Genomic DNA, 20,093 nt, shown 5'->3' with positions numbered 1-20,093 from the left:
TTTGCCTTAAAAAGAAAAAATCTGTGGGACGCAGGCAAAATGAAAAAGAGGGCCCCAGGGTTGCGTAAAAATCGAGCGAAGCAAGATTTTTTAAGCATGGGACCCTGGGAGATTGCTTTTTCAGTTTTGCCGTCGCTGGGACCCGCAGATTTTTTCTTTTTAAGGATAAGATTTCAGTTAATTAAGCAATTAACGAGAATACCATAGCGAAGAGCGCTACAGACTCACAAAGACCAACTACCATGATGTACTGAGCGAAACCTTTTCCTGTTTCACCAAGAGCATCAGAAGCAGCTGCACCAGCTTTTCCCTGTGCAATAGCAGAGAAACACATAGCCAAACCAGATGCAATACCAAGACCAAGAGCAAAGCCAGGAGTCATAGCACCGCTTGCTACCTTTGGTTTCATTGCAATATTCATAAGAAGGAAGCCGTAAATTGTCTGTGTAAGAGGTGCACCGGCAAATACAGTGAGGATGAATGGTGCTGGTTTATTGTTGATGTAACAACGTTTCCAAGCTCCAATTGCTCCCTGTCCGGCAATTCCGATTCCGATTGCTGAACCAATAGCAGCAATACCCATACAAACAGCAGCTCCAAGATAACCCCAAAGTTCCATAATTATTCTCCTTTAGTCCATTCCGGACTTAATTTCATATTTTATACCGTCCACCGACGGCTTATTACATATTTTATAGAGGTAGAGCTAAAAATTGCTTTCGCAATTTTTTTAACGCTCTGCTATCTATCACCGCCCGCCAGCGGGCTTACTCATTATCAGCGAACGGCTGATACTTTACACCACTCCAGCTCATTCCTACGTGTGTACAGAACTCCAATGTGTTCAAACGTACACCGTGAACTATTACTGAAAGAACGTTCAAAATCATATTCAATCCATGACCGAATACAAGAAGAACGATTGCAGCAATGAACAATATTGCGTGTCCCAGAATTGGACTTGCAAGTGTATTTACAGTTTCTGAAATCGCAGCACCCGCAAGACCAACGGCCCATAGACGGATGTATGAAACGATATCACTGAATACGTTTACAACTCCAAGAAGAACAGAAATAATGTTCTTACAGCTTTCAAGTATAGAAGCTCCGATACTGCCTTCGTAATTTGCAAATACAAAACTCATTGCAAAACCTACAGCAATTAAAGAAACTTCAATATATCCCACCGGCACATTGCCAATGTATCCAAGCATTGGGAATACCTGCCCATTTACAACCATTGCAAGAACTACCCAGAACATACCAACAAGCTGTAATAATGAACCAAGATCTCCAAGTACTTTAAGACCTTTTTTATCCTTGATATTTCTTACACCAGCCTTAATATGAGCTACACAAAGCTGAATCAAAGCCAGAGAGAAACAGAAGATCTGCAGGTTCTGGTCTTTTGTAAGGCCAATATCAGGATCAGAAATCCAAGGCACATTCCAGATGAAAGCACTTCCATCAGGATTTTTAGCGTAAGCACCTGAAATATAAGGAATTGAAAGTCCAGTAAGCCAATCAGGTAATTTATCCGGAGAAATACCAAACCATGTACAGGTTACAGCACCCCAGACAACAGTTGCCAGTGAAACAAGAAGGAATAGTCCAAAGGCAGCAGGCACCTTCTTTCCAGAAAGCTTAGTCTTAAGCATAAGGAACAGAATTACAGCTGCTACTAACAGGCCATATCCACCGTCTCCAAAAATCATTGCAAAGAAGATTGTGAAGAACAGCAGGAACCAGCCTGAAATATCAAACTCATGATAACCAGGAACAGTTCCAAGGAAGTCTGTAAGAGGATAAATCAAGCTTACAAACTTGTTGTTCTTAAGTTTTGTTGGAACTTCAACATCTTCATCTTCTGGATCTGCATATGCAATAGCCCAGCCATTTGCAGAACAGCAGCGTTTGAAATCTTCAAGATCTGCTGCTGGTACATAACCACTAAGCCATGCAAGGTCATTTTCAGTTCCAGATTTTTCGCAGCCCATACCACAATTGATGTTTTCAAATTCTATATCACTTTCAAGACCTTTTCTGAACGCTGCAATTGCAGGAACATACTTAGCATTCTCAAGATAGAACTTCTGAATTTCATCAAGTTCTTTTTCATCCTTGCGGATTTCTTCCTCAAGAAGAGAAGTTGAAATTCTTGGATTAGGAACTTCAAATGCTTCTGGAAGAAGTTTTTCTGGTCTGCCTTCTCCGCCGTTTACAATTAAGAAACGTACGGTTTTCTTATCATTATTTACAAGAATTGTCTGAATATCAGGGTCGACAAGATTATACTTCTCGGCGTTGATTTCATACATCTTGAGTGCAATACCTTTTTCCTTAAGGAACTCCAGATCTTCATTACTTACGCTTCCCCACAGTGCAAAGCGGTCAAGCTCAGTAGTATCTGCTGAAATTTCTTCCATAAGCTGCTTTTTGCGTTCACTTTTCTGAACAATCTCAGAACAAAGCTCAACTATTTTCTCATTGCTGAGTTCAGCTGTTTTGCCCTTCTGCTTAGGAAGCTTAATTTCTCCCAGAATAGATTCTGAAAGCATTGCGTTATTTGAATATTCTTTGAAGGCTGTAAGTTTTTCTCCTGCTCCCTCGATTTTTTCAAGGTGAACAAGACCAATTTTTCTTAAAGCCTTAAGAGCCTCTTCTTTTTCCTTATTGAGAAGGACAATAGAGACTTTCTTCATTGGTTCAATCATTTAGCAGCCTCCTGTTCTTCATCAATTTTAGCCTGCAGCTTTTTCTTTGAAATCTTACTGCGCACAACTGCCGCAACCTGTTCATCACCAAGATATACGGTGATTTTTTTGATATTGGCCTTTGTTTCAGGAATCTTAACCTTTTCAAAGAGGTTTACGCGCTGAGTTGTAGTGCGTAATTCCTGGCTCAGCAGTCTTACCTGCTCGTCCAGAACCTCTGCTTCCAGATCAAGTGAGAGCGCCTTTTCCATACGATCGGCCGCCATATCAATCCACAGCGGAGTCTTGTAAAGGTCGTAGTCGCCTCTTCCAAAGTCTGCACCTTCATATACCGGAATTGTTACACCGGCAATATTTCCAACACCCTTTTTGATGTTCTTTACAGTTACCATATCCGGAGTGAAAGCTTCACGTTCACCGAATACGGAAATCCACTGTTCAAACTCTTTTTCAAGGGCAACGCGGGCGGCACGGACTTCTTTAGCCTTGGCATCTATTGTGCGGATTTCTGTCTGAAGCTGCTGTTTTTTGAGCATAAGGGTTGGAAGATAGCGCTTGTACATTTTAAGCGCATCTTTCTGAACCTTGAGCTCATTTTTTGTCAGCTTAATCTTTGCCATGCGCTACCCCTATTTCTTAGGCCAGTATTCATCAATCAGAGATGACTTCAAACCTGTTTCTTCCGGTTCAAAGCAGTCAGCCAGAATCTTCCAGCCAAGGTCGAGTGCATCTTCCAGAGAAATATTCTTTGAAAGATCCATCATACCGTCCTCAAACTTCTTACCATAATCAAGAAGCTTTTCATCCCACTTACTCATATTGAAACCCATAGATTTCTTTTCGAGTGTGTCTTTGTAGTTTGAATAAAGACGAATCATACCGTCCATAAGGGCACGGTGGTCTGAACGTGTGCTTCCGTTTACGTTCTGCTTCAAACGAGAAAGAGAACCGAACGGCTCAATACGTCCACCCTTGAGGTAGTACTGACCTTCTGTGATGTATCCAGTGTTATCTGGAACCGGGTGAGTAACATCATCACCAGGCATTGTAGTAACTGCAAGAATTGTTACAGATCCGGCACTATCAAAGTCTACGGCTTTTTCGTAGCGTGCTGCGAGCTGTGAGTACAAGTCTCCAGGGTAACCACGGTTAGAAGGAACCTGCTCCTGTGTAATAGCGATTTCCTTCATTGAGTCAGCAAAGTTTGTCATATCTGTAAGAAGAACCAGAACATCTTTTCCCTTAAGAGCGAACTGCTCAGCAACTGCAAGAGAAAGGTCAGGAATCTTCTGACATTCTACTGTAGGGTCAGCGGCTGTATGCATGAACATTACAGTCTTACTTAAAGCACCGCCGTCTTCCAGTGTCTTTTTGAAGTAAAGGTAGTCGTCGTACTTAAGACCCATACCACCAAGAACGATTACATCAACTTCAGCCTGCATGGCAATGCGTGCAAGCAGCTGGTTATAAGGTTCACCAGAAATTGAGAAAATAGGCAACTTCTGAGATACAACCAGTGTGTTGAACATATCAATCATTGGAATACCAGTACGAATCATACGGCGAGCCATAATACGTTTTGAAGGGTTTACTGAAGGTCCTCCAATTGTAACAAGGCAGTCTGACAGAGCCGGTCCGTTATCACGTGGCTGAGCAGAACCATTGAAAATACGTCCAAGCAAATCATCAGAGAAAGAAACTTCCATCTGATGTCCAAGGAACTTAATATGGTCTCCGGTAGAAATACCGCGTCCTCCGGCAAATACCTGGAGAGATACTGTATCACCTTCGATTTTATTTACTTCGGCAAGTGATTTACCAAAGCGTGTTTCGATTTCGGCAAGCTCACCGTATGCAACATTGTCTGCTTTTACAGTGATAACGCTTCCGACGATGGATTCAATCTTACTATAAACCTTGTTCATTACTCACCATCCTTAAGCATTGCGCTTACTTCGTCGCGTACTTTACCGTTTGCAGAAGCAAAGTGAGCGTCTACGTCTTTTTCTGCTTTCTTGAACTTGTCACTCTTCCACAAAGAATAGTTCCAGTCGATAAACTTCTGACGCATCTGGTTGAAGAAGTTACGTGCTGAGTCTTTGTCTGCGAGTTCAAAATCAGAACCAAGAACCTTGAGAACTTTTGCGAAAGTATACTGCTGGCGTTCAACGCTTACAGCGGCATCAATTTCATCGAATGAGTTCTGCTGCATATAAACAGCATCAAGGAATTCGCTCTTGAGGTATTCGATGTAGTCTTCGGTTGTTGTACCTTCTTCACCAACTACCTTCATCATCTGGTTTACTTCAACACCGCTAAGGAATACCTTGCGTGCATAAGCTACCCAGTCTTCGCGGATAACTGATTTATATTTTGACCATGAAATGATTGGGTCAATTGCAGGATACTTACGTGCATCTGAACGTTCACGTGAAAGTCCATGGAAAGCACCTACTACCTTCAAAGTAGCCTGAGTTACCGGCTCTTCAAAGTTACCACCGGCAGGAGATACTGTACCACCAATTGTTACAGATCCAATGTTGCCGTCGCGGAGGCGTACGATACCAGCACGCTCGTAGAAAGCTGCGATATAAGATTCGAGGTAAGCTGGGAAAGCCTCTTCTCCAGGAATCTCTTCAAGACGTCCAGACATTTCACGAAGAGCCTGTGCCCAACGAGAAGTTGAGTCAGCAAGGAGCAATACGTGCAAGCCCATCTGGCGGTAATATTCAGCAAGTGTAACAGATGTATAAACCGAAGCTTCACGCGAAGCAACAGGCATAGAAGATGTGTTACAAATGATGATTGTTCTTTCCATAAGAGAACGACCAGTTCTTGGGTCTTTCAACTCAGGGAACTCTTTAATTGTTTCTACAACTTCACCAGCACGTTCACCGCAGGCAGCGATGATTACGATATCAACGTCGGCATTACGTGAGGTTGTATGCTGAAGTACAGTTTTTCCAGCACCGAAAGGTCCAGGGATACAATAAGTACCACCCTTAGAAACAGGATAGAATGTATCGATAAGGCGAACCTGTGTTACCATTGGCTCACTTGGAGCAAGACGCTCTGCATAGCAGTCTACGGCACGTTTTACAGGCCACTTGAATGCCATCTTAAGTTTGTGATCTTTTCCTTTTTCATCTGTTACTACACAAATTGTATCTTCGATTGTGTAGTCTCCAGCCTTTTCAACCTTCTTTACTGTATACATTCCAAGAAGATCAAACGGAACAAGAATCTTATGTGTAAAAGGTCCTTCTGGAACAGATCCGATTGGATCACCACGGAGAACCTTATCTCCAGGTTTTACACTTGGTGTCCATTCCCATTTCTTGTCACGTGGAAGTGAATCTACATAAACACCACGCTCAAGGAAGAAGCCTGCTTTTTCTGCAACGAGAGGCAGAGGGTTCTGCAAACCATCAAAAGTCTGTCCCAACAAACCAGGTCCAAGCTCAGCACACAAAAGGTCTCCAATCAGATCAACCTTGTCTCCGGCTTTAATACCTTGTGTCATTTCGAAAATCTGCATCTGAGCTTTGTTACCGCGGATACGGATAACTTCACCTCGAAGCTTCTTTCCGTCTACATTAACGTAGCCTACTTCATTCATAGAAACAGAGCCTTCGAATTCAATCGTGACCATGTTTCCGTTGATGCCGACTACTTTTGCTTTAGTATTAGTCATTATTTATCTCCGTCTAAAATCGTATCGTAAATCTTATGATAAGATATCTTTCCGTTTTCAACTTCAAACTTCTTCATGCGTTCAACAAGCATAAGTCTGAGGCCGTAGGCATACACCGCATCAATTGAGAATGCATCTAAAGGACGCAAGTCATCGAGCAGTCGTAACCTGTACTCGTAAAGAAACTGTTCGGCACTCAAAGGACTGTCCATTCCAACTGCAGTACGGGCAGCAGAAATAATATCTGCAGTACATCCAGGTGGGAGCGGTACACTGTCCTTTTTGAGTTTCTGTGCACGAATCTGAGCAAGCGCACAACGAAGGTTTCTTTCTTTTTCATACCAAACATCCAGGAAGGCAGAGCCTGTGGAAGTGAGTTCCATTGGAGGAACTAAAGAAAGCTTCTCAAGCACAGCTTTTTCTTCTTCGGAAATAAAGCGGGCAGCAAGCTCGCGGAACTGCTCTGTATTTAAAGGCAGGGCAGACTTTCCTTCTGTAGAAGAGATATTTGGTAATTGTGAAACCAAATAATAATAAGCCACTATTGCGCGTCCTCTGCAGCAACTTTCATAAGAGCTGCAACTTTAGGATTCAGATAAGCGGAGAACATCTCAGCGAGACTTTCCGCAGAATAATCATAGAATGCGGCACCGTTCTTAACTCCAATTCTGAATCCGGCAGAAAGAGTCTTGTCAGGTTTAATCTCGAGACCTTTTTTGATTTCGGCTTTAAGAGAAGTTTTAAGGGAAGCTTCGAGAGATTTCAAATCTTTTTCACTTAGAAGAACTGAAAGTTCTGAAGCATCAGAGTTCTTAGCCCAGGCTTTTACTGTTTCTGGAACAAGCTTAGTAAGAACATCTTTAGAAAGAGCTTTTTCAGTGCCTTCCTGAATAAGGCCGTCAAGCTCTCCTACCAGAGCATCTTTGAATGAAAGAAGCATATTTCGGCCTGCCTGTACGATGGCTTCCTCACTAGCTTTCTCCATTTTCTTAGTCTCTGACTGTGCACTTTTTATAATTTCAGCAGCTTTCGACTGCGCTTCTGCGATTATTGCTTCTGCTTTCTTCTCCGAATTTGCAATGATTTTTGCAGCATCCTTTTCTGCAGCAGCAACGCCGTCCTTTTTGATTTTATCAATCAGTTCTTGCAATTGTACATCCATCAAAGTACCTCACTTATACACGTCAAGAATAATATAATAATTATACCCCAAATATGCCGTTTTTCAATGAAAAACTTTATATTGGGGGTAAAAAATATTTGAGAGTTTCCGTCATTGCGAGGAGCGAAGCGACGTGGCAATCTATATATGGATTGCTTCGGCTTCGCCTCGCAATGACGCTTATGTTTAAATTATTAAACGCTTAAACAAATATACCGTATTATTTATTAATTGTAAAGGAATAAATCGTCTTAGCTTTCATTTTCTGACCTGGTTCAAGAATACAGGTTGGGAATGAAGTCTGATTTGGTGTATCAGGGAAACACTGGGTTTCAAGACAGAAAGCATCATGTGTATCATAAACACGACCATTCTTTCCAAGGATTCCTTTTATGTAGTTTCCTGTGTAGAACTGACAGCCTTCCATATTTGTGAATACTGTCATTTCATTTCCGGTTGTTGGTTCTTTTACAGTACAGAATTCAACGAGGTCTTTGTCATCAAGTGGAAGACCGCAATGTGGATTTTCAGGATCAAAGAGTTCAGTTACATAACAATGATCATAACCTACTCCAACATTCTTGATATCCTTTCCAATCTTCTTTTCTTTTGTAAAATCAAAAGGAGTTCCCTTTACATCAAGAAGCTTTCCTGTTGGAATGAGTTTTGCATTTACTTCAAGACGTTTTGTTGAATTCATCTGAACTGTATGCTCACAAATATTTCCGTTACCAGCAAGGTTAAAATATGCATGGTTTGTAATATTGATTGGAGTTGCCTTATCTGTTTCTGCAGTATAGTAGCAGGTAAGATTATTGTGTTCATCAAGAAGATATGTAACTGAAAGTTCAACGTTTCCAGGGAAGCCCTGCTCTCCATCTGGAGATGTGCGTGTAAATTTAACACCGCAGAGTTTACCATCGTCGATCATCTTTCCTTTCCACATCATCTTGTCATAACCGTCAAAACCGCCGTGAAGACAGTTTGGACCGTCATTTTTATCAAGATCATATTTCTTTCCGTCGAGTGCAAAAGAAGCTTTTCCAATGCGGTTTGCAAAGCGGCCTACAATTGCGCCAAAACAGAATTTTGTATTGAGATAACCTTCGAGAGTTGAAAAACCTAAAAGCACATCTGTCTTTTTACCCTTTTCTCCATTGAGAACAATGCTGGTAATTGTACAGCCGTAGTCTGTACAAGAAAAAGACATATTGCCGTTTTTTACTGTAAAAAGATTAACCTTTGTTCCATCACAAAGCATTCCAAATTTTGATTTTGAAACTTTCATATTTTATACTCCTAATTCTTTATTGATTATAGCATATCAATTATAAACTGTACTTCTGAGGCAGGACAAGATAATTCTTCTGCGATATCATCCACCTGCATTCCCTGATTAAAAAGTTTTTCAACCTTGTCTTTAAGGGTGCGGTTTGAAGCAGGAGGTGGTGGTGCAAAAAACGGAGGATTTTTTGGAGGATAAGATTCTTTCTGACGAACAGCCTCTGTCTTAGACTTTTCTGCTCCCCCCTGCCCCGGCTCTTCATCATAAACTTTTGTTACAATAAGCGGAACTTCCTTATAGGCTGCACCATCCTGGTTTACTAATGTTTCGTCTTTTAAAATTGTTGCAGGCTCCGGATCATCAAATAAAGACCCCTGATGAGAAGGAGCTTTTTTGGTAATTTCAAATGAAGCATCCGGATCTATTGAAGTAGTCTTCTTTGATTTTTGTCCAACAGGTTTTATATCCGCAAATCTTTGAGATTCCTGTAATCCTGAATAAGACCTTCCGTTGCTATGGCTTGTCTTTTCTGCTTCTGCAATTGTGTTTCTGAGGAGCTGCATTGCTTCCTGAAAGTTTTCCATTTTTTTATCGGCTTCATTTAGCAGAGCACGCAGTCTTCTGGAAGATTCATTTATAAGTTCGATATCACGGTTTGCATTATTATTTACATCCATGATAACGCGGTTCATCTGAGATTTTGTTTTGTCTATGATTGCATCTGTTGAAAAAAGTTTTTTAAAACGGATTAAGATTACAATCATCAGAATTAAACTGACAAGTGAAATAAAAAGAGCAATGTATGCGGCCATGTTTACCTCGTAATATCGATTATAGTTCCAAGATATGAATGGTCACTTTTTGGAGGACGACTTACTTCGTTATCTTCATCCTGACTTGTTTCATTTTTCTGCTGTCTTTTCTGTCCGTAAGCTCCGGAAGAATTTGAGCCGTTCTGATTTACAGTATTTGTTTCAGCTTTTTCATTTGAAGTCTGCTGAACCTTAGCGGCATTTTCCATGCTTCGCTGAATGTTACCCTGCTGTTGCATAGCTTCTGTGAGCTGTGCCTGCTGTGCTCCAGACATAGATTTTGAGACGTTTGAAAGCTGAGTGTACATGGTCTGAAGGTCAATCGGCTGAATACCCATCCGGCTGGTCCTCCGTCAATGCAGGCGGCTCGTATGGACCGCGCTTACTGAAAGCTTTATCGTAATAGAAGGTTACTGCCTTTGTATCAATCTTAACTTCATCGAGAACATCGCGGATGTAGATTTTAACGCCGGCATATACATCGCCTTCAACCTTAACCTTTCCGATAGCTTTAAGATCTCGAAGGTGTTCCTGAATCTTATTGATTTCATCAGTCATCTTTTCAAGTTCTTCGCTTATCTGGTCACAACGTTCTTTGAGAGTCTTAAGTTTTTCCTCTTTTTCCTGAGGAAGTTTTTTACGAAGTTTCTTCTGCTGTTCAAGGGTCTGAATATCAAGGTCACAGTTTTCGTATTCCTTTGTAGCCTTGGCCTGCATATTCTGCAGTTCTTCAAGACGCTTCTTAGCGCGTGGGTCTACACCAACTTCAAGAATTGTTTCTGTACCACCACCAGGAGAACCAACTTTACGCGCACAGATTTCCTCGGTTGCCATAAGGTGTCCACCGATAATCTGTGCCTTCTTTCCGCGCAGTACAATATTCTTCATAGCAGTTACGCTAGAGTTTACAATTGAGTCATTTACAATAACATTTTCTTCAACTTCAACGGTTGTATCATTAATGAACTTAGCCCAGAGTGATTTACCTGCTTTGATATAACCTTCGCCTTTTCCGAATACACCCTGACGTACAATAATATTTCCGGTTGCTTCGAGGCGAGACTTGTCAACGATTCCGCCAACTTCAATATTGGTAGCTTCAACCTTGTAGCCTTCCTGTACGTTTCCTTTGATAACGACAGTACCGACAAATTTAACATCACCGGTTTTAACATTAACTGCGTCGAGGTACTTAACAGGCTCTACAGTTACCTTTCCGTTTACGAGCATAACTTCACCGTCAATTTCGGCTTTAATTGTTACGCCGTCGCGGTCAAGTTTAACATTGGCACCAAGCTGAATCTGAATGTCTTTTCCGTTCTTTGCTTCGAGGTAACGGCCAAACAATGTCTTACCGCCCTTTCCACGTTCTGCTGGAATCTTCTGTGCAAGAGGTTGATCTGCAATAACGTTCTGAATGTTATTGAGTTTCTTATAGTCAACCTTTCCTTCTTCATCAACCTGTGCCTTAAGCTTATTAGGGTCAGTTTCAAAGTTGTAAGAAATATATGCATCATGACCATCAACAGGTTCAATAGCTGCTGCAACTTCATAAGGATTATTGTATACAGGATTATCAACAAATTCTCTGATTTTATCTTCTTCGATACAAGCTTCAACGACACCCTGCTGGAGAATGGCTCTTTTAATCATATCAAAAGAAGCTTCACTACCACTCATTGATGGAGGAGAAACAACAATGCTTCCTTTCATTTCATCTTTAGAAACTTCAACACCAATTACAACGTCTCCGGCAGGAACATGCTTAAAGGAACCGACAACAAGATAATCATTATCCGTTCCAGTCTTTACGCACTTCTTAACAAGTTCTTCGTCAAAGTTAATTGTGTCTGGGCGTTTAATTTCATCAAGAACATCCTTGAGTTCTATAGGAAGGCCTTCTCCAATTGGAAGGAGAACCTTAAGCATAATATCTGATTTGAAATGACGGATATAGTAAAGTCCGTCGCGGTTTGTAATCTGTGCTTCCTCGCCTTCTTCTTCGTTGTCAAACAGACCTTCAGAGGCAAGTCTTGCAGCTTTCTTAACAGTTTTAGGATCCTGGTAAACCATAATTTTCCATGGCTTTTTTCCAAGACCAAGAATACCGTCACTTCCTTTTTCTACAACTTCATAATGAAGATTTGAAAGTTTGGTATCCAGCTGAACAACGGCATCGGCAAGAGCTTCATCAACTGTGTCGGCGTTAACCTCCACGAAGTGAAGGTTTTTGTCTACCTGAAGAAGAGTATTCATGTCTTCGCGAATTTTATCCAGCGTTACCATTTTCTATATTTTTACTTTTTAGATAATTCCCTTTCTGAGGTTTGTAAGCTTTGCACGCAGACGCAGGTTTGCTTTTGTATGAAGCTGAGAAATGCGTGATTCACTAACCTCAAGAACCTCACCAATTTCTTTAAATGTAAGATCTTCGTGGTAGTACAATACAATTACCATTTTTTCTTTTTCCGGAAGTTCACTGATTGCCTGTGCGATTACTTTTTTAATTTCTTCGCGCTCTGCAATTACATCCGGATTAAGACTTGATGGCGATTCAATATTGTTTCCGATAGACATGTTATCATTGTCATCACCGGCATACCATACATCATTAAGTGAAAGAACACTTGTACCAGAAACCTTCATTACAGTTCTGTGATACTCATCTTCACTCATATTCAAAGAGCCTGCAATTTCTGAATCTGTGGCAGTACGTCCGAGACGAGACTCAAGTGAAACAATTGCATCTTCAATTTCTCGAGACTTCTGTCTTACTGAACGAGGAACCCAGTCTATCTGACGCAATTCATCAAAGATTGCACCGCGGATACGGGTTACTGCATAAGTCTTAAACTTTACTCCTTTTGCAGGATCATATTTATTGATAGCGTCTAAAAGACCAAACTGTCCGTAGCCAACAAGATCATCAAACTCCACCGACGCAGGAAGTCCTACAGCAACTTTTCCTGCAACATATTTTACAAGAGGCATATACTGCCGTATAAATTTGTCTCTGAGAGCTGGTGATTTGGTCTTTTTGAATTCTTCCCAAAGATCATCTTCTTCTTTTTCGTCATTAATTGGCATTTATACTCTTCCTCTTTTTATGAATTTTCATCTGATAAAACAGAACTGATTGCTTTTGCCATAAGAGCAGCATCCTGAACTTCTGCAGGTCCATTATTTTTTTTTGATGAACCCATAGAAACAAAATCCGACTCTGAGCCAGATTCCGAATCATCATCCCCTGAACCAGAGCCAGATGATTCACTGAAAACAAAGTTTTCCATATCTGGTAAAGTGTCTATTCCTCCTTCTTCATTGCTGCTTACTTCAACATTTGAAGATGGAACTGGTTCCGCTGTTTCAACCGGAGCAGCTTCTTGTGGTGCAGGTTGTTGTACGGCAACGGCTTCTGCTGGAATAACAGCTTCCTTGCCGGAAAAATTCTTAACAGTTTCAAAGTTTCGTAATGGAACAAAACCTTCTGAAGAATTTTGACTTTCTGCACTACTTCTTCCCGAGTTCTTTACATCAGAATCATTTAACATCTGATGATTGTCTCCAACCACAAAGTGGTTTTCACTTTCACTCGGTTTTAATTCTTCATCCTGAATCGTTATATCAACGTTTTGTCCCAAAGCAGATGCCTGAGGCGCAGCTGAAGAATCAACGGAATAGTCACTTTGAAAATCGCCGCCCGAGCCATCAGAGAGGAACTTATTAAATATAAATGAAATTCCTAAGCCTAACAGTCCGAAGACAACGGCAAAAATCAGTGCTTTAATTAATATGGATAGAATTGAAGAATGAGAGAAAAGACCTGACACGAAGGACAAAATAAATCCGCATGCTGCAAACAGTCCGATAAATTTTGCGCTTCGCATTTTTCCTCCCAATAACAATTACCCATTAATATTATACACCACAAGAGTGTATATGTCAAAAACCGCTACCTTTTTTTACTAAGGAATTTTTTAAGGAAGCTAGAAACTCCCTCATTAAATTCAGGTTCAGTTTTTTCAATTCGTCCAACAATATGCTTCAAATAAACAGCAGGTTTTGAAGTTGGATTTACAACAATAAATGGCTTTTGTCTGATAACAGAAGCCTGTACAAGAGGATCCTCAGGAATACATCCCAGATACTCAATTTTATAGCCAAGAAACTGACCAACAATTGTGATGATGCGTTCAGAAATACGTTTTCCTTCATCTGGAGAATGAACACGGTTTACAATAAGTTTGATATTTACTGTTCGGTCAACAATTTCAGTTGTTATAATTTTAATGATTCCGTAAGCATCTGTAATGGCAGTTGGTTCAGGAGTTGTTACTACAAATACTTCATCTGCGGCTGCAACAAACTGAAGAACGTTATTTGCAATACCCGCACCAGTATCAATAATGATAATGTCTGCATTTCCAAGAGTTGCAAACTGATTTGCAAAGTACTCAAGTTCTTCAACACTCAGGTTTGCGATTTTAGAAAATCCATTGGCACCTGCAATAAATTTAATTCCGAACTCAGTGTCCATAATAATTTCTTTCATCGTCTTCTTTTTGTTGATGACGTGCATAAGATTATATTGTGGAACAATGTTCAGAAGAACATTTACGTTTGCCATTCCAAGGTCACCATCAATAAGGATAACCTTTTTACCCAGCTGGGCATAGGCAATTGCCATATTGACGGCAAAGTTGGTTTTACCAACACCACCCTTTCCACTGGTGATTGCGATAATTCTGGTGTTATGATCTCTTTTTACAGCTCCGTTTTTTCCAGAGTCTGCCGAGCCGCCATCATTAAACAATTCGCTTAAGCCTTCTGCCTGTTCTTCCATATCTATTCTCCTGAGTAACCAAATTTATCTTCAATGTGAATTCTATCAATCTTGAAACCTTCAAGTCTGATAAGAAAATCTACAACACCTGCTCTTGTAATATCTCTTGATGCTACCTGACCATGTGTGAAGTATGAAATTGATTTGTGCTTGTCATTTAAAACACTAATCACGTTTCCAAACTGTTCAGATTCATCGCACTTTGTAACGATTACAGATTTATAACCGAATGGCTCATAATTCTGCATAATGTTCTGCAAATCTCTTGCCTTTGTTCCGGCAGTGAATGCAAGATAAATATCCGGATTCATTCCCTGAACTTCGAGCAAAAGTTTCATCTGTGCAATATGAGTTGCATCGTTAGGACTGAATCCAGAAGTATCAATAAATATTGCATCTTTATTTGCACGATTTTCATCATACAAAGTTTTAAGGTGTTCTGATTTTTCTGCCTTGTAAACCTGAGAGCCCATATGCTTTCCCCATCTCTCAAGCTGTTCCATCGCACCAACCCTCATTGTATCTGTTGTGATAAAGCAGATTTCTGGTCGATTTCCGTCGTGGTTCTGTGCATAGTTTTTTACAAACTGAGCAGCAAGTTTAACAAGGGTTGTAGTTTTTCCAACTCCAGTTGGACCTACAATTATAAATACGTGAGGCGGACGGAATACAGTTTCTTTAGCAATTGAAATTGATTCACCAATCCAGTCTACAACGCGTCTTTCTACTAAATCAAAATTATCCAGCTGTTCAAGAGAAAATTCATTTCTTATTTTTTCTTCAATCATGTTTATGTAAGAGAAAGAGAATTCATTCTGTTCAAGCAGCTCTTCAATCTTTTTGATTGATTCATGTTTTTCCTGAGTAGAAACTGCAAGCTGCTGAAGCTGCTGGGCCATTTCGTGTTTAAGTTCTTCAATGGAATTAGTCATTTCATTTATCTGTTTACTGACCAGTACATTGTTTGAACTCTGCATCTGTAAAATTGCTTCACGATTTCGGTTGAGCTGTTCTTCTTCAGACTCTCTGCCTGAATAATAAGTTCTACCGCTATCTGCAGAATATGATTTTTGATGATTTACAACATAGCTTACAACTGTAACCGGCTTTTTCTTCATGCGGAATAAACCGGCTGGCCTAAAGTCTACAACCTTGTTTGTAATTCTAAAATCTTTTCCATACAAATTAAACAGTTTTTCTTTACACTCCTCGTAAGTGTTTCCGGTTACTTTCTGTTCAATCTCATCTTCGTACGCCATCTTTTTTCTCTTTCCTTTTACTCATTTTCAACGTCAGCAATTTCATCAATAATCTCAGGAGAAATACTTGAACCGGCTGCATACATTTCTGTATCTGAAATTACAGCAACACCAGGCATTTCTCTTTCCAGCGAAGAACGCACAAGCTGACGCACACTGCTTACTGTTATGATAACCGGCTGATATCCAAGCTGACTTACCTTTGCAAGAGATGTACTTACTGCCTGTACCCAGCGGCGTCGATCAACAGGATCTAATGCTACATAAGGTTTTGAACCGTCCTCCGGGTTATAGGCATGTTCTGCAATGAGTTCTGAAAGCTCCTGCGAAAGTCTCATAACATGTATTTTTTTATTATCATCTGCATACTGCATACAGATTTGCAATCCTAAAGCATCTCGTACCTTTTGTGTAAGCTCCCAAACATTGTGATGGGTAACGGCCGCATAGTTTGCCATTGTCTCAAGAATACGTACGTAGTTTCTGATAGATACTCTTTCTTCGAGAAGATTCTGAAGAACTTTTTCAATTGTACCGTAAGAAATTTTTGCGGTATCCAGAACTTCTGAAACAAGAACAGGATTTTTCTGCTTAACAGTATCAAGAATAACTGATACTGCCTGACGATCAAGAAGTTCTGCCGCATGATTTTTGATGATTTCGGTTATATGAGTAGAGATGATTGTAGGTGGGTCTACAATTACATAACCGGCACCTTCTGCTTCGCTGCGACGATCTTCCGGAAGCCAGATTGCATCCATACCAAAGGCAGGATCTTTTGTTTTTTCTCCATCTATAGGATCTGTAACAGTACCTGTATCAAGACACATTACATAACCAACTCGTACGGCAGAATGTCCGGCTTCAATACCGGCAATCTTAAAGCTGTAGTCATTTGGTTCAAGTGTCATATTATCCTGAATATGAATCTTTGGAATATCAAGTCCAATATCGTGTCTTGCTTCAACACGAATGCGCGAAATACGTTCAAGAAGTTCAGCGCCCTTTTCCTGGTCAACAAGAGGAATGAGTGCATATCCAAGTTCAAGAGAAAGAGGATCAAGCATTACAATTCGCTCAGAATCATTGATTGAAGAAGATTTTGCAGAAGCCTTCTGTGCTTTTTCCTGCTGCTGTGCAATTTCTTTTTTCTGTTTGTCACGGGTCATTGTATAACCAATAAAGATTGCAAGAGCACCAACAGGAAGAAGAAGTAACTGAGTTCCTCCACGAAGTGCGAGACCTGCAACAATCAGAACGCCACCAACAATTTCGTAAATATGACCGTCGCCGGTAAATTCAACTTTAAGCTGCTGGTCAAGAGACTCATCAGATTTAGTACCAGTTACGAGCAAACCAGTTGCAAAAGAAATAATGAGGGACGGAAGCTGTGATGTAAGACCGTCACCGATTGTTAGTGTTGAATAAGTATTAATAGCCTCTACAGCTCCCATTCTATTCATAACCATTCCGACAATAAATCCACCGAGCAGGTTTATTACTGTAATGAAAATACCAGCCTTTACGTTTCCACTTACGAACTTAGAAGAACCGTCCATGTTAGAATAGAAGTCGATATCACGGCGAACGGCTTCCTTGAGAATTTCTGCCTGAGCTTCATCAATTGCTCCGGAATTAAGGCGGTTATCAATATCAAAAAGTTTCTGGTTCATGGAATCCAAAGAGAAGCGGGCTGCAACTTCTGATACACGACCAGCACCCTTCGTAACTACGAGAACCTGAACAACAATCAGAATAATAAAGATTACAAATCCAACGACAAGATTGTTACCTGCAACAATTCTCGCAAAAGCTTTTACCATATCACTCTGATTTAACAGAGCCCCGCCCTGCATTCTTCCTGTAAGGATAAGACGGGTTGAAGAAATATTAATTCCAAGACTGAACAGAGTCTGAAAAAGAATAACTCGCGGGAAGGTCTGAAAGTCAGATGGTCTTGGGGTTCGGACTACAACTAAAAGAATTACAATTGCAAGCGTAAGATTTAAAATCATACTTAAGTCAATTATAAATTTTGGGATTGGTACAAAAAGAAGGAAAACAGCCAATACGACTGCTACAGGCACAATATTGCCTGTTATAAATTTGAGAATTGTCCCTCTACTTTCGTTTGCCATCAGTCCCCACCCAGCAATCTACTAACTTTGTTTCTTTCTAAACTTTTCCAATTGTGAATATATTACAGCAATTGTATTGTAATATATCTCAGGTATTATATCACCAACTTCAAGATTTGTATATAATTCTCGTGCCACCGGCCGGTTTTCTACAACCGGAACTTTATTTTCTTCTGCAATTTTTCTGATTAAAAGCGCTGTATTATCTTCTCCCTTTGCATTAACCATAGGAGAATCTGAAACTTCACTATCATATTTTAAGGCAACGGCAAAATGTGTAGGGTTTGCAATTACTACATCAGATTCTGCAACTGCTTTACGTACATTCTGCGAAAGAAGCTGTCTCTGCATCTGCTGAAGTTTACTCTTAACTTCAGGGTCACCTTCCATTTCTTTATACTCTTCCTTTACTTCCTGCTTTGTCATTTTCATTTCTTCCATGAAGTCATGACGCTGCACAAAATAATCTGGAATTGAAAGTGCAAGGAATAAAACTGCTACAGTTATAAGAATTTGAGCGGCCATACGTGCCACCTGAGCAAGAGCACTTGCAACTTCTCCGTTATCAATTATATCAATCAAAACAAATAAATCTTTCTTAATATAAATGTAAGCAACAAGACAAATGATTGCTACCTTACCGATTGATTTTGCAACATTAAAAAGTCCCTTCAATGAGAAAACTGTCTTTTTTAAGTACTCTCCAATCTTTGGGACAATCTTAGAAAATTTTGGCTCAATAGGTTTAAGACTGAAGATAAAACCCCGGGTCTGAATCAGATTTGCAGTAACTGCGGAAACAACACTTATAAGTCCAACCGGCAATACACATTTAATAAACACATTAAAGAAGGCCGGAAGGAAGGCTGGATTTTTTATATCGTAAGTAGCACACTGATTAAAATAAAACTTAAAGATTGTGACAATTTCATTGAACAGCCATTTTGAAAGAAAGATGATTGTTACAACACAAAGCAGTAAAACAAGAGCACCACTAATCTCCTGGCTTTTTGCGACACGCCCTTCTTTACGGGCTTTTTCAAGTTTGTATTCCGAAGGTTGTTCAGTACGGCCTTCATCTTCTGCTGCCATAGACTACACACCTCCAGAAATTGATGCAAACAGATTCTCAAGATCTGCAAAGCCCTTATTAAACGAGCGTACAAAAAAGTCAATTATACTAGGCATGGCAATTGCAATAATTGTAAATGCCACAAGAATCATAATCGGGAAACCTTCAGAAAGAAGGTTCATCTGTGGAGCGGCCTTTGTAAGAAGACCGGTACATACAGTAATTAAAAACAAAGTTCCCATTACAGGAAGCGCAATTACAAGAGCATCTGAGAAAAGTCCTGTAAGGCCAGAAATCATAAAGCGTGCGAGTTTTTCATTTGCTGTTGCAATACTCAGCGCACTCATTGAAGAAAAACTTGTTACAAGGCCGCCAAGAAAAAGTTTCTGAAACCAGTGTGTCTGCATAAACACGAGCATGGCAACAAGATTAAAGAACTGTCCCATAAGAGGATTTTCAACCTGAGACAAGGCATCATAAGAACTGGCAGCAGAAAGTCCCATCTGGAAAGCAAGGAACTGACCGGCCGCACTAAAAGCAGCAAAGATGATGGAAATAAAGAACCCCATGATGATTCCAATGAGTGCTTCTCCAATCAGAAGAAGAACATAAATCATTGAAAAAGCCCCGTCATCCCCAATGTATGGAGCGTACAAAGAAACATCTATTCCACCGTAAATGAAAAAAGCCATGTAGCCGGCAATAGCAACTTTTGCTACCCTAGATGCAGCTCTCATGGAAAACATAGGAAGAGTCATTATTAAGGCAAAGCACCTTACAAAAACAATGAGATAAACAGGAGCTTTCAGTAAGATACTATCCAGCATGGCTCACCTATTTTGCAAAATCCGGAATCCGGTTAAACAGCTGAATTGTATATTCACCAAGAGAAGTAAACATTGTTCCGCCAAGCAGTGCGATAACAAGAAGAATAACAATCAGTTTTGGAAGAAAGGTAAGAGTCTGTTCCTGAATCGAAGTTGTAGCCTGAAAAATCGCAACAATCAAACCAACAATCAAAGCGAGTCCCAGAACTGGAGCAACAAGAGAGATTACTTCTGTAACAGCACCACGCATTAGAGAAATGATAACACCTACTGACATTTTTCACCTC

Annotated in this window: 19 protein-coding genes; all 19 read right to left on the bottom strand. The window is 40.3% G+C overall.

The genetic code is table 11. The features are described from left to right. Positions 1 to 181: 181 nt before the first annotated feature. On the bottom strand, positions 182 to 619 hold the full coding sequence (locus BM161_RS03510) for a V-type ATP synthase subunit K (protein WP_074930561.1): 438 nt from the start codon (positions 617 to 619) through the stop codon (positions 182 to 184). Between the two features lie 148 nt (positions 620 to 767). Next, positions 768 to 2,714: a V-type ATP synthase subunit I gene (locus tag BM161_RS14335; protein WP_074930560.1), complete on the bottom strand. Its 1,947-nt coding sequence runs from the start codon at positions 2,712 to 2,714 to the stop codon at positions 768 to 770. Further along, a complete protein-coding gene (locus BM161_RS03500) occupies positions 2,711 to 3,334 on the bottom strand; it encodes a V-type ATP synthase subunit D (RefSeq protein ID WP_074930559.1) in 624 nt (207 codons plus the stop codon). The genes BM161_RS14335 and BM161_RS03500 overlap by 4 nt, the downstream gene beginning before the upstream one ends. Positions 3,335 to 3,343: 9 nt before the next feature. Then, positions 3,344 to 4,639: a V-type ATP synthase subunit B gene (locus tag BM161_RS03495; RefSeq protein ID WP_074930558.1), complete on the bottom strand. Its 1,296-nt coding sequence runs from the start codon at positions 4,637 to 4,639 to the stop codon at positions 3,344 to 3,346. After that, entirely contained in the window at positions 4,639 to 6,408 is a 1,770-nt protein-coding gene (locus tag BM161_RS03490) for a V-type ATP synthase subunit A (protein WP_074930557.1), read from the bottom strand. Before BM161_RS03490 ends, BM161_RS03495 begins: the two co-directional genes overlap by 1 nt. Beyond that, positions 6,408 to 6,950, bottom strand: a complete 543-nt coding sequence (locus tag BM161_RS03485) for a DUF2764 family protein (RefSeq protein ID WP_083425659.1) — start codon at positions 6,948 to 6,950, stop codon at positions 6,408 to 6,410. Before BM161_RS03485 ends, BM161_RS03490 begins: the two co-directional genes overlap by 1 nt. After that, positions 6,950 to 7,570 carry a V-type ATP synthase subunit E gene (locus BM161_RS03480; protein WP_074930555.1) on the bottom strand — a complete coding sequence of 207 codons (621 nt, stop codon included), beginning with the start codon at positions 7,568 to 7,570 and terminating at the stop codon, positions 6,950 to 6,952. The genes BM161_RS03485 and BM161_RS03480 overlap by 1 nt, the downstream gene beginning before the upstream one ends. A 220-nt stretch (positions 7,571 to 7,790) precedes the next feature. After that, positions 7,791 to 8,858: an aldose epimerase family protein gene (locus BM161_RS03475; protein WP_074930554.1), complete on the bottom strand. Its 1,068-nt coding sequence runs from the start codon at positions 8,856 to 8,858 to the stop codon at positions 7,791 to 7,793. A 26-nt stretch (positions 8,859 to 8,884) separates the two neighbouring features. Further along, on the bottom strand, positions 8,885 to 9,667 hold the full coding sequence (locus tag BM161_RS03470; protein ID WP_074930553.1) for a hypothetical protein: 783 nt from the start codon (positions 9,665 to 9,667) through the stop codon (positions 8,885 to 8,887). Positions 9,668 to 9,669: 2 nt separating this feature from the next. After that, entirely contained in the window at positions 9,670 to 10,005 is a 336-nt protein-coding gene (locus BM161_RS03465) for a hypothetical protein (protein ID WP_074930552.1), read from the bottom strand. Then, complete coding sequence (locus BM161_RS03460; protein ID WP_074930551.1) at positions 9,986 to 11,953, bottom strand: FapA family protein; 1,968 nt, start codon at positions 11,951 to 11,953, stop codon at positions 9,986 to 9,988. Before BM161_RS03460 ends, BM161_RS03465 begins: the two co-directional genes overlap by 20 nt. 18 nt (positions 11,954 to 11,971) lie before the next feature. Next, on the bottom strand, positions 11,972 to 12,754 hold the full coding sequence (whiG, locus tag BM161_RS03455) for an RNA polymerase sigma factor WhiG (RefSeq protein WP_074930550.1): 783 nt from the start codon (positions 12,752 to 12,754) through the stop codon (positions 11,972 to 11,974). A gap of 17 nt (positions 12,755 to 12,771) precedes the next feature. Next, positions 12,772 to 13,554, bottom strand: coding sequence for a hypothetical protein (locus tag BM161_RS03450; protein WP_074930549.1), 783 nt, complete (start codon positions 13,552 to 13,554; stop codon positions 12,772 to 12,774). A gap of 65 nt (positions 13,555 to 13,619) precedes the next feature. Then, complete coding sequence (locus BM161_RS03445) at positions 13,620 to 14,510, bottom strand: MinD/ParA family protein (RefSeq protein ID WP_074930548.1); 891 nt, start codon at positions 14,508 to 14,510, stop codon at positions 13,620 to 13,622. 2 nt (positions 14,511 to 14,512) lie between these two features. Beyond that, positions 14,513 to 15,769 carry a flagellar biosynthesis protein FlhF gene (locus BM161_RS03440; protein ID WP_074930547.1) on the bottom strand — a complete coding sequence of 419 codons (1,257 nt, stop codon included), beginning with the start codon at positions 15,767 to 15,769 and terminating at the stop codon, positions 14,513 to 14,515. A 17-nt stretch (positions 15,770 to 15,786) separates the two neighbouring features. Then, a complete protein-coding gene (locus BM161_RS03435) occupies positions 15,787 to 17,907 on the bottom strand; it encodes a flagellar biosynthesis protein FlhA (RefSeq protein WP_083425658.1) in 2,121 nt (706 codons plus the stop codon). Positions 17,908 to 17,928: 21 nt separating this feature from the next. Continuing rightward, positions 17,929 to 18,999, bottom strand: a complete 1,071-nt coding sequence (flhB, locus tag BM161_RS03430) for a flagellar biosynthesis protein FlhB (protein ID WP_074930546.1) — start codon at positions 18,997 to 18,999, stop codon at positions 17,929 to 17,931. 3 nt (positions 19,000 to 19,002) lie between these two features. After that, positions 19,003 to 19,806, bottom strand: a complete 804-nt coding sequence (gene fliR / locus BM161_RS03425; protein WP_074930545.1) for a flagellar biosynthetic protein FliR — start codon at positions 19,804 to 19,806, stop codon at positions 19,003 to 19,005. Between the two features lie 7 nt (positions 19,807 to 19,813). Continuing rightward, positions 19,814 to 20,083 carry a flagellar biosynthesis protein FliQ gene (gene fliQ, locus BM161_RS03420; RefSeq protein WP_074930544.1) on the bottom strand — a complete coding sequence of 90 codons (270 nt, stop codon included), beginning with the start codon at positions 20,081 to 20,083 and terminating at the stop codon, positions 19,814 to 19,816. Between the last annotated feature and the right edge of the window lie 10 nt (positions 20,084 to 20,093).

This window comes from Treponema bryantii (assembly GCF_900113965.1).
GTDB classification, from domain to species: domain Bacteria; phylum Spirochaetota; class Spirochaetia; order Treponematales; family Treponemataceae; genus Treponema_D; species Treponema_D bryantii_A.
Note: the sequence above shows the minus strand (reverse complement) of the source record. Positions and strands in the feature narration are given on the sequence as shown.

Excerpts from the sequence above, each read along its gene's own strand:
- BM161_RS03490 (WP_074930557.1), bottom strand. The coding sequence starts at position 6,408 with ATGACTAATACTAAAGCAAAAGTAGTCGGCATCAACGGAAACATGGTC.
- BM161_RS03480 (WP_074930555.1), bottom strand. The coding sequence starts at position 7,570 with ATGGATGTACAATTGCAAGAACTGATTGATAAAATCAAAAAGGACGGC.
- BM161_RS03460 (WP_074930551.1), bottom strand. The coding sequence starts at position 11,953 with ATGGTAACGCTGGATAAAATTCGCGAAGACATGAATACTCTTCTTCAG.
- BM161_RS03465 (WP_074930552.1), bottom strand. The coding sequence starts at position 10,005 with ATGGGTATTCAGCCGATTGACCTTCAGACCATGTACACTCAGCTTTCA.
- BM161_RS03500 (WP_074930559.1), bottom strand. The coding sequence starts at position 3,334 with ATGGCAAAGATTAAGCTGACAAAAAATGAGCTCAAGGTTCAGAAAGAT.
- BM161_RS03435 (WP_083425658.1), bottom strand. The coding sequence starts at position 17,907 with ATGGCAAACGAAAGTAGAGGGACAATTCTCAAATTTATAACAGGCAAT.
- BM161_RS03445 (WP_074930548.1), bottom strand. The coding sequence starts at position 14,510 with ATGGAAGAACAGGCAGAAGGCTTAAGCGAATTGTTTAATGATGGCGGC.
- flhB (WP_074930546.1), bottom strand. The coding sequence starts at position 18,999 with ATGGCAGCAGAAGATGAAGGCCGTACTGAACAACCTTCGGAATACAAA.
- BM161_RS03440 (WP_074930547.1), bottom strand. The coding sequence starts at position 15,769 with ATGGCGTACGAAGATGAGATTGAACAGAAAGTAACCGGAAACACTTAC.
- BM161_RS03470 (WP_074930553.1), bottom strand. The coding sequence starts at position 9,667 with ATGGCCGCATACATTGCTCTTTTTATTTCACTTGTCAGTTTAATTCTG.
- BM161_RS03475 (WP_074930554.1), bottom strand. The coding sequence starts at position 8,858 with ATGAAAGTTTCAAAATCAAAATTTGGAATGCTTTGTGATGGAACAAAG.
- BM161_RS14335 (WP_074930560.1), bottom strand. The coding sequence starts at position 2,714 with ATGATTGAACCAATGAAGAAAGTCTCTATTGTCCTTCTCAATAAGGAA.
- BM161_RS03450 (WP_074930549.1), bottom strand. The coding sequence starts at position 13,554 with ATGCGAAGCGCAAAATTTATCGGACTGTTTGCAGCATGCGGATTTATT.
- fliQ (WP_074930544.1), bottom strand. The coding sequence starts at position 20,083 with ATGTCAGTAGGTGTTATCATTTCTCTAATGCGTGGTGCTGTTACAGAA.
- BM161_RS03495 (WP_074930558.1), bottom strand. The coding sequence starts at position 4,639 with ATGAACAAGGTTTATAGTAAGATTGAATCCATCGTCGGAAGCGTTATC.
- fliR (WP_074930545.1), bottom strand. The coding sequence starts at position 19,806 with ATGCTGGATAGTATCTTACTGAAAGCTCCTGTTTATCTCATTGTTTTT.
- BM161_RS03510 (WP_074930561.1), bottom strand. The coding sequence starts at position 619 with ATGGAACTTTGGGGTTATCTTGGAGCTGCTGTTTGTATGGGTATTGCT.
- whiG (WP_074930550.1), bottom strand. The coding sequence starts at position 12,754 with ATGCCAATTAATGACGAAAAAGAAGAAGATGATCTTTGGGAAGAATTC.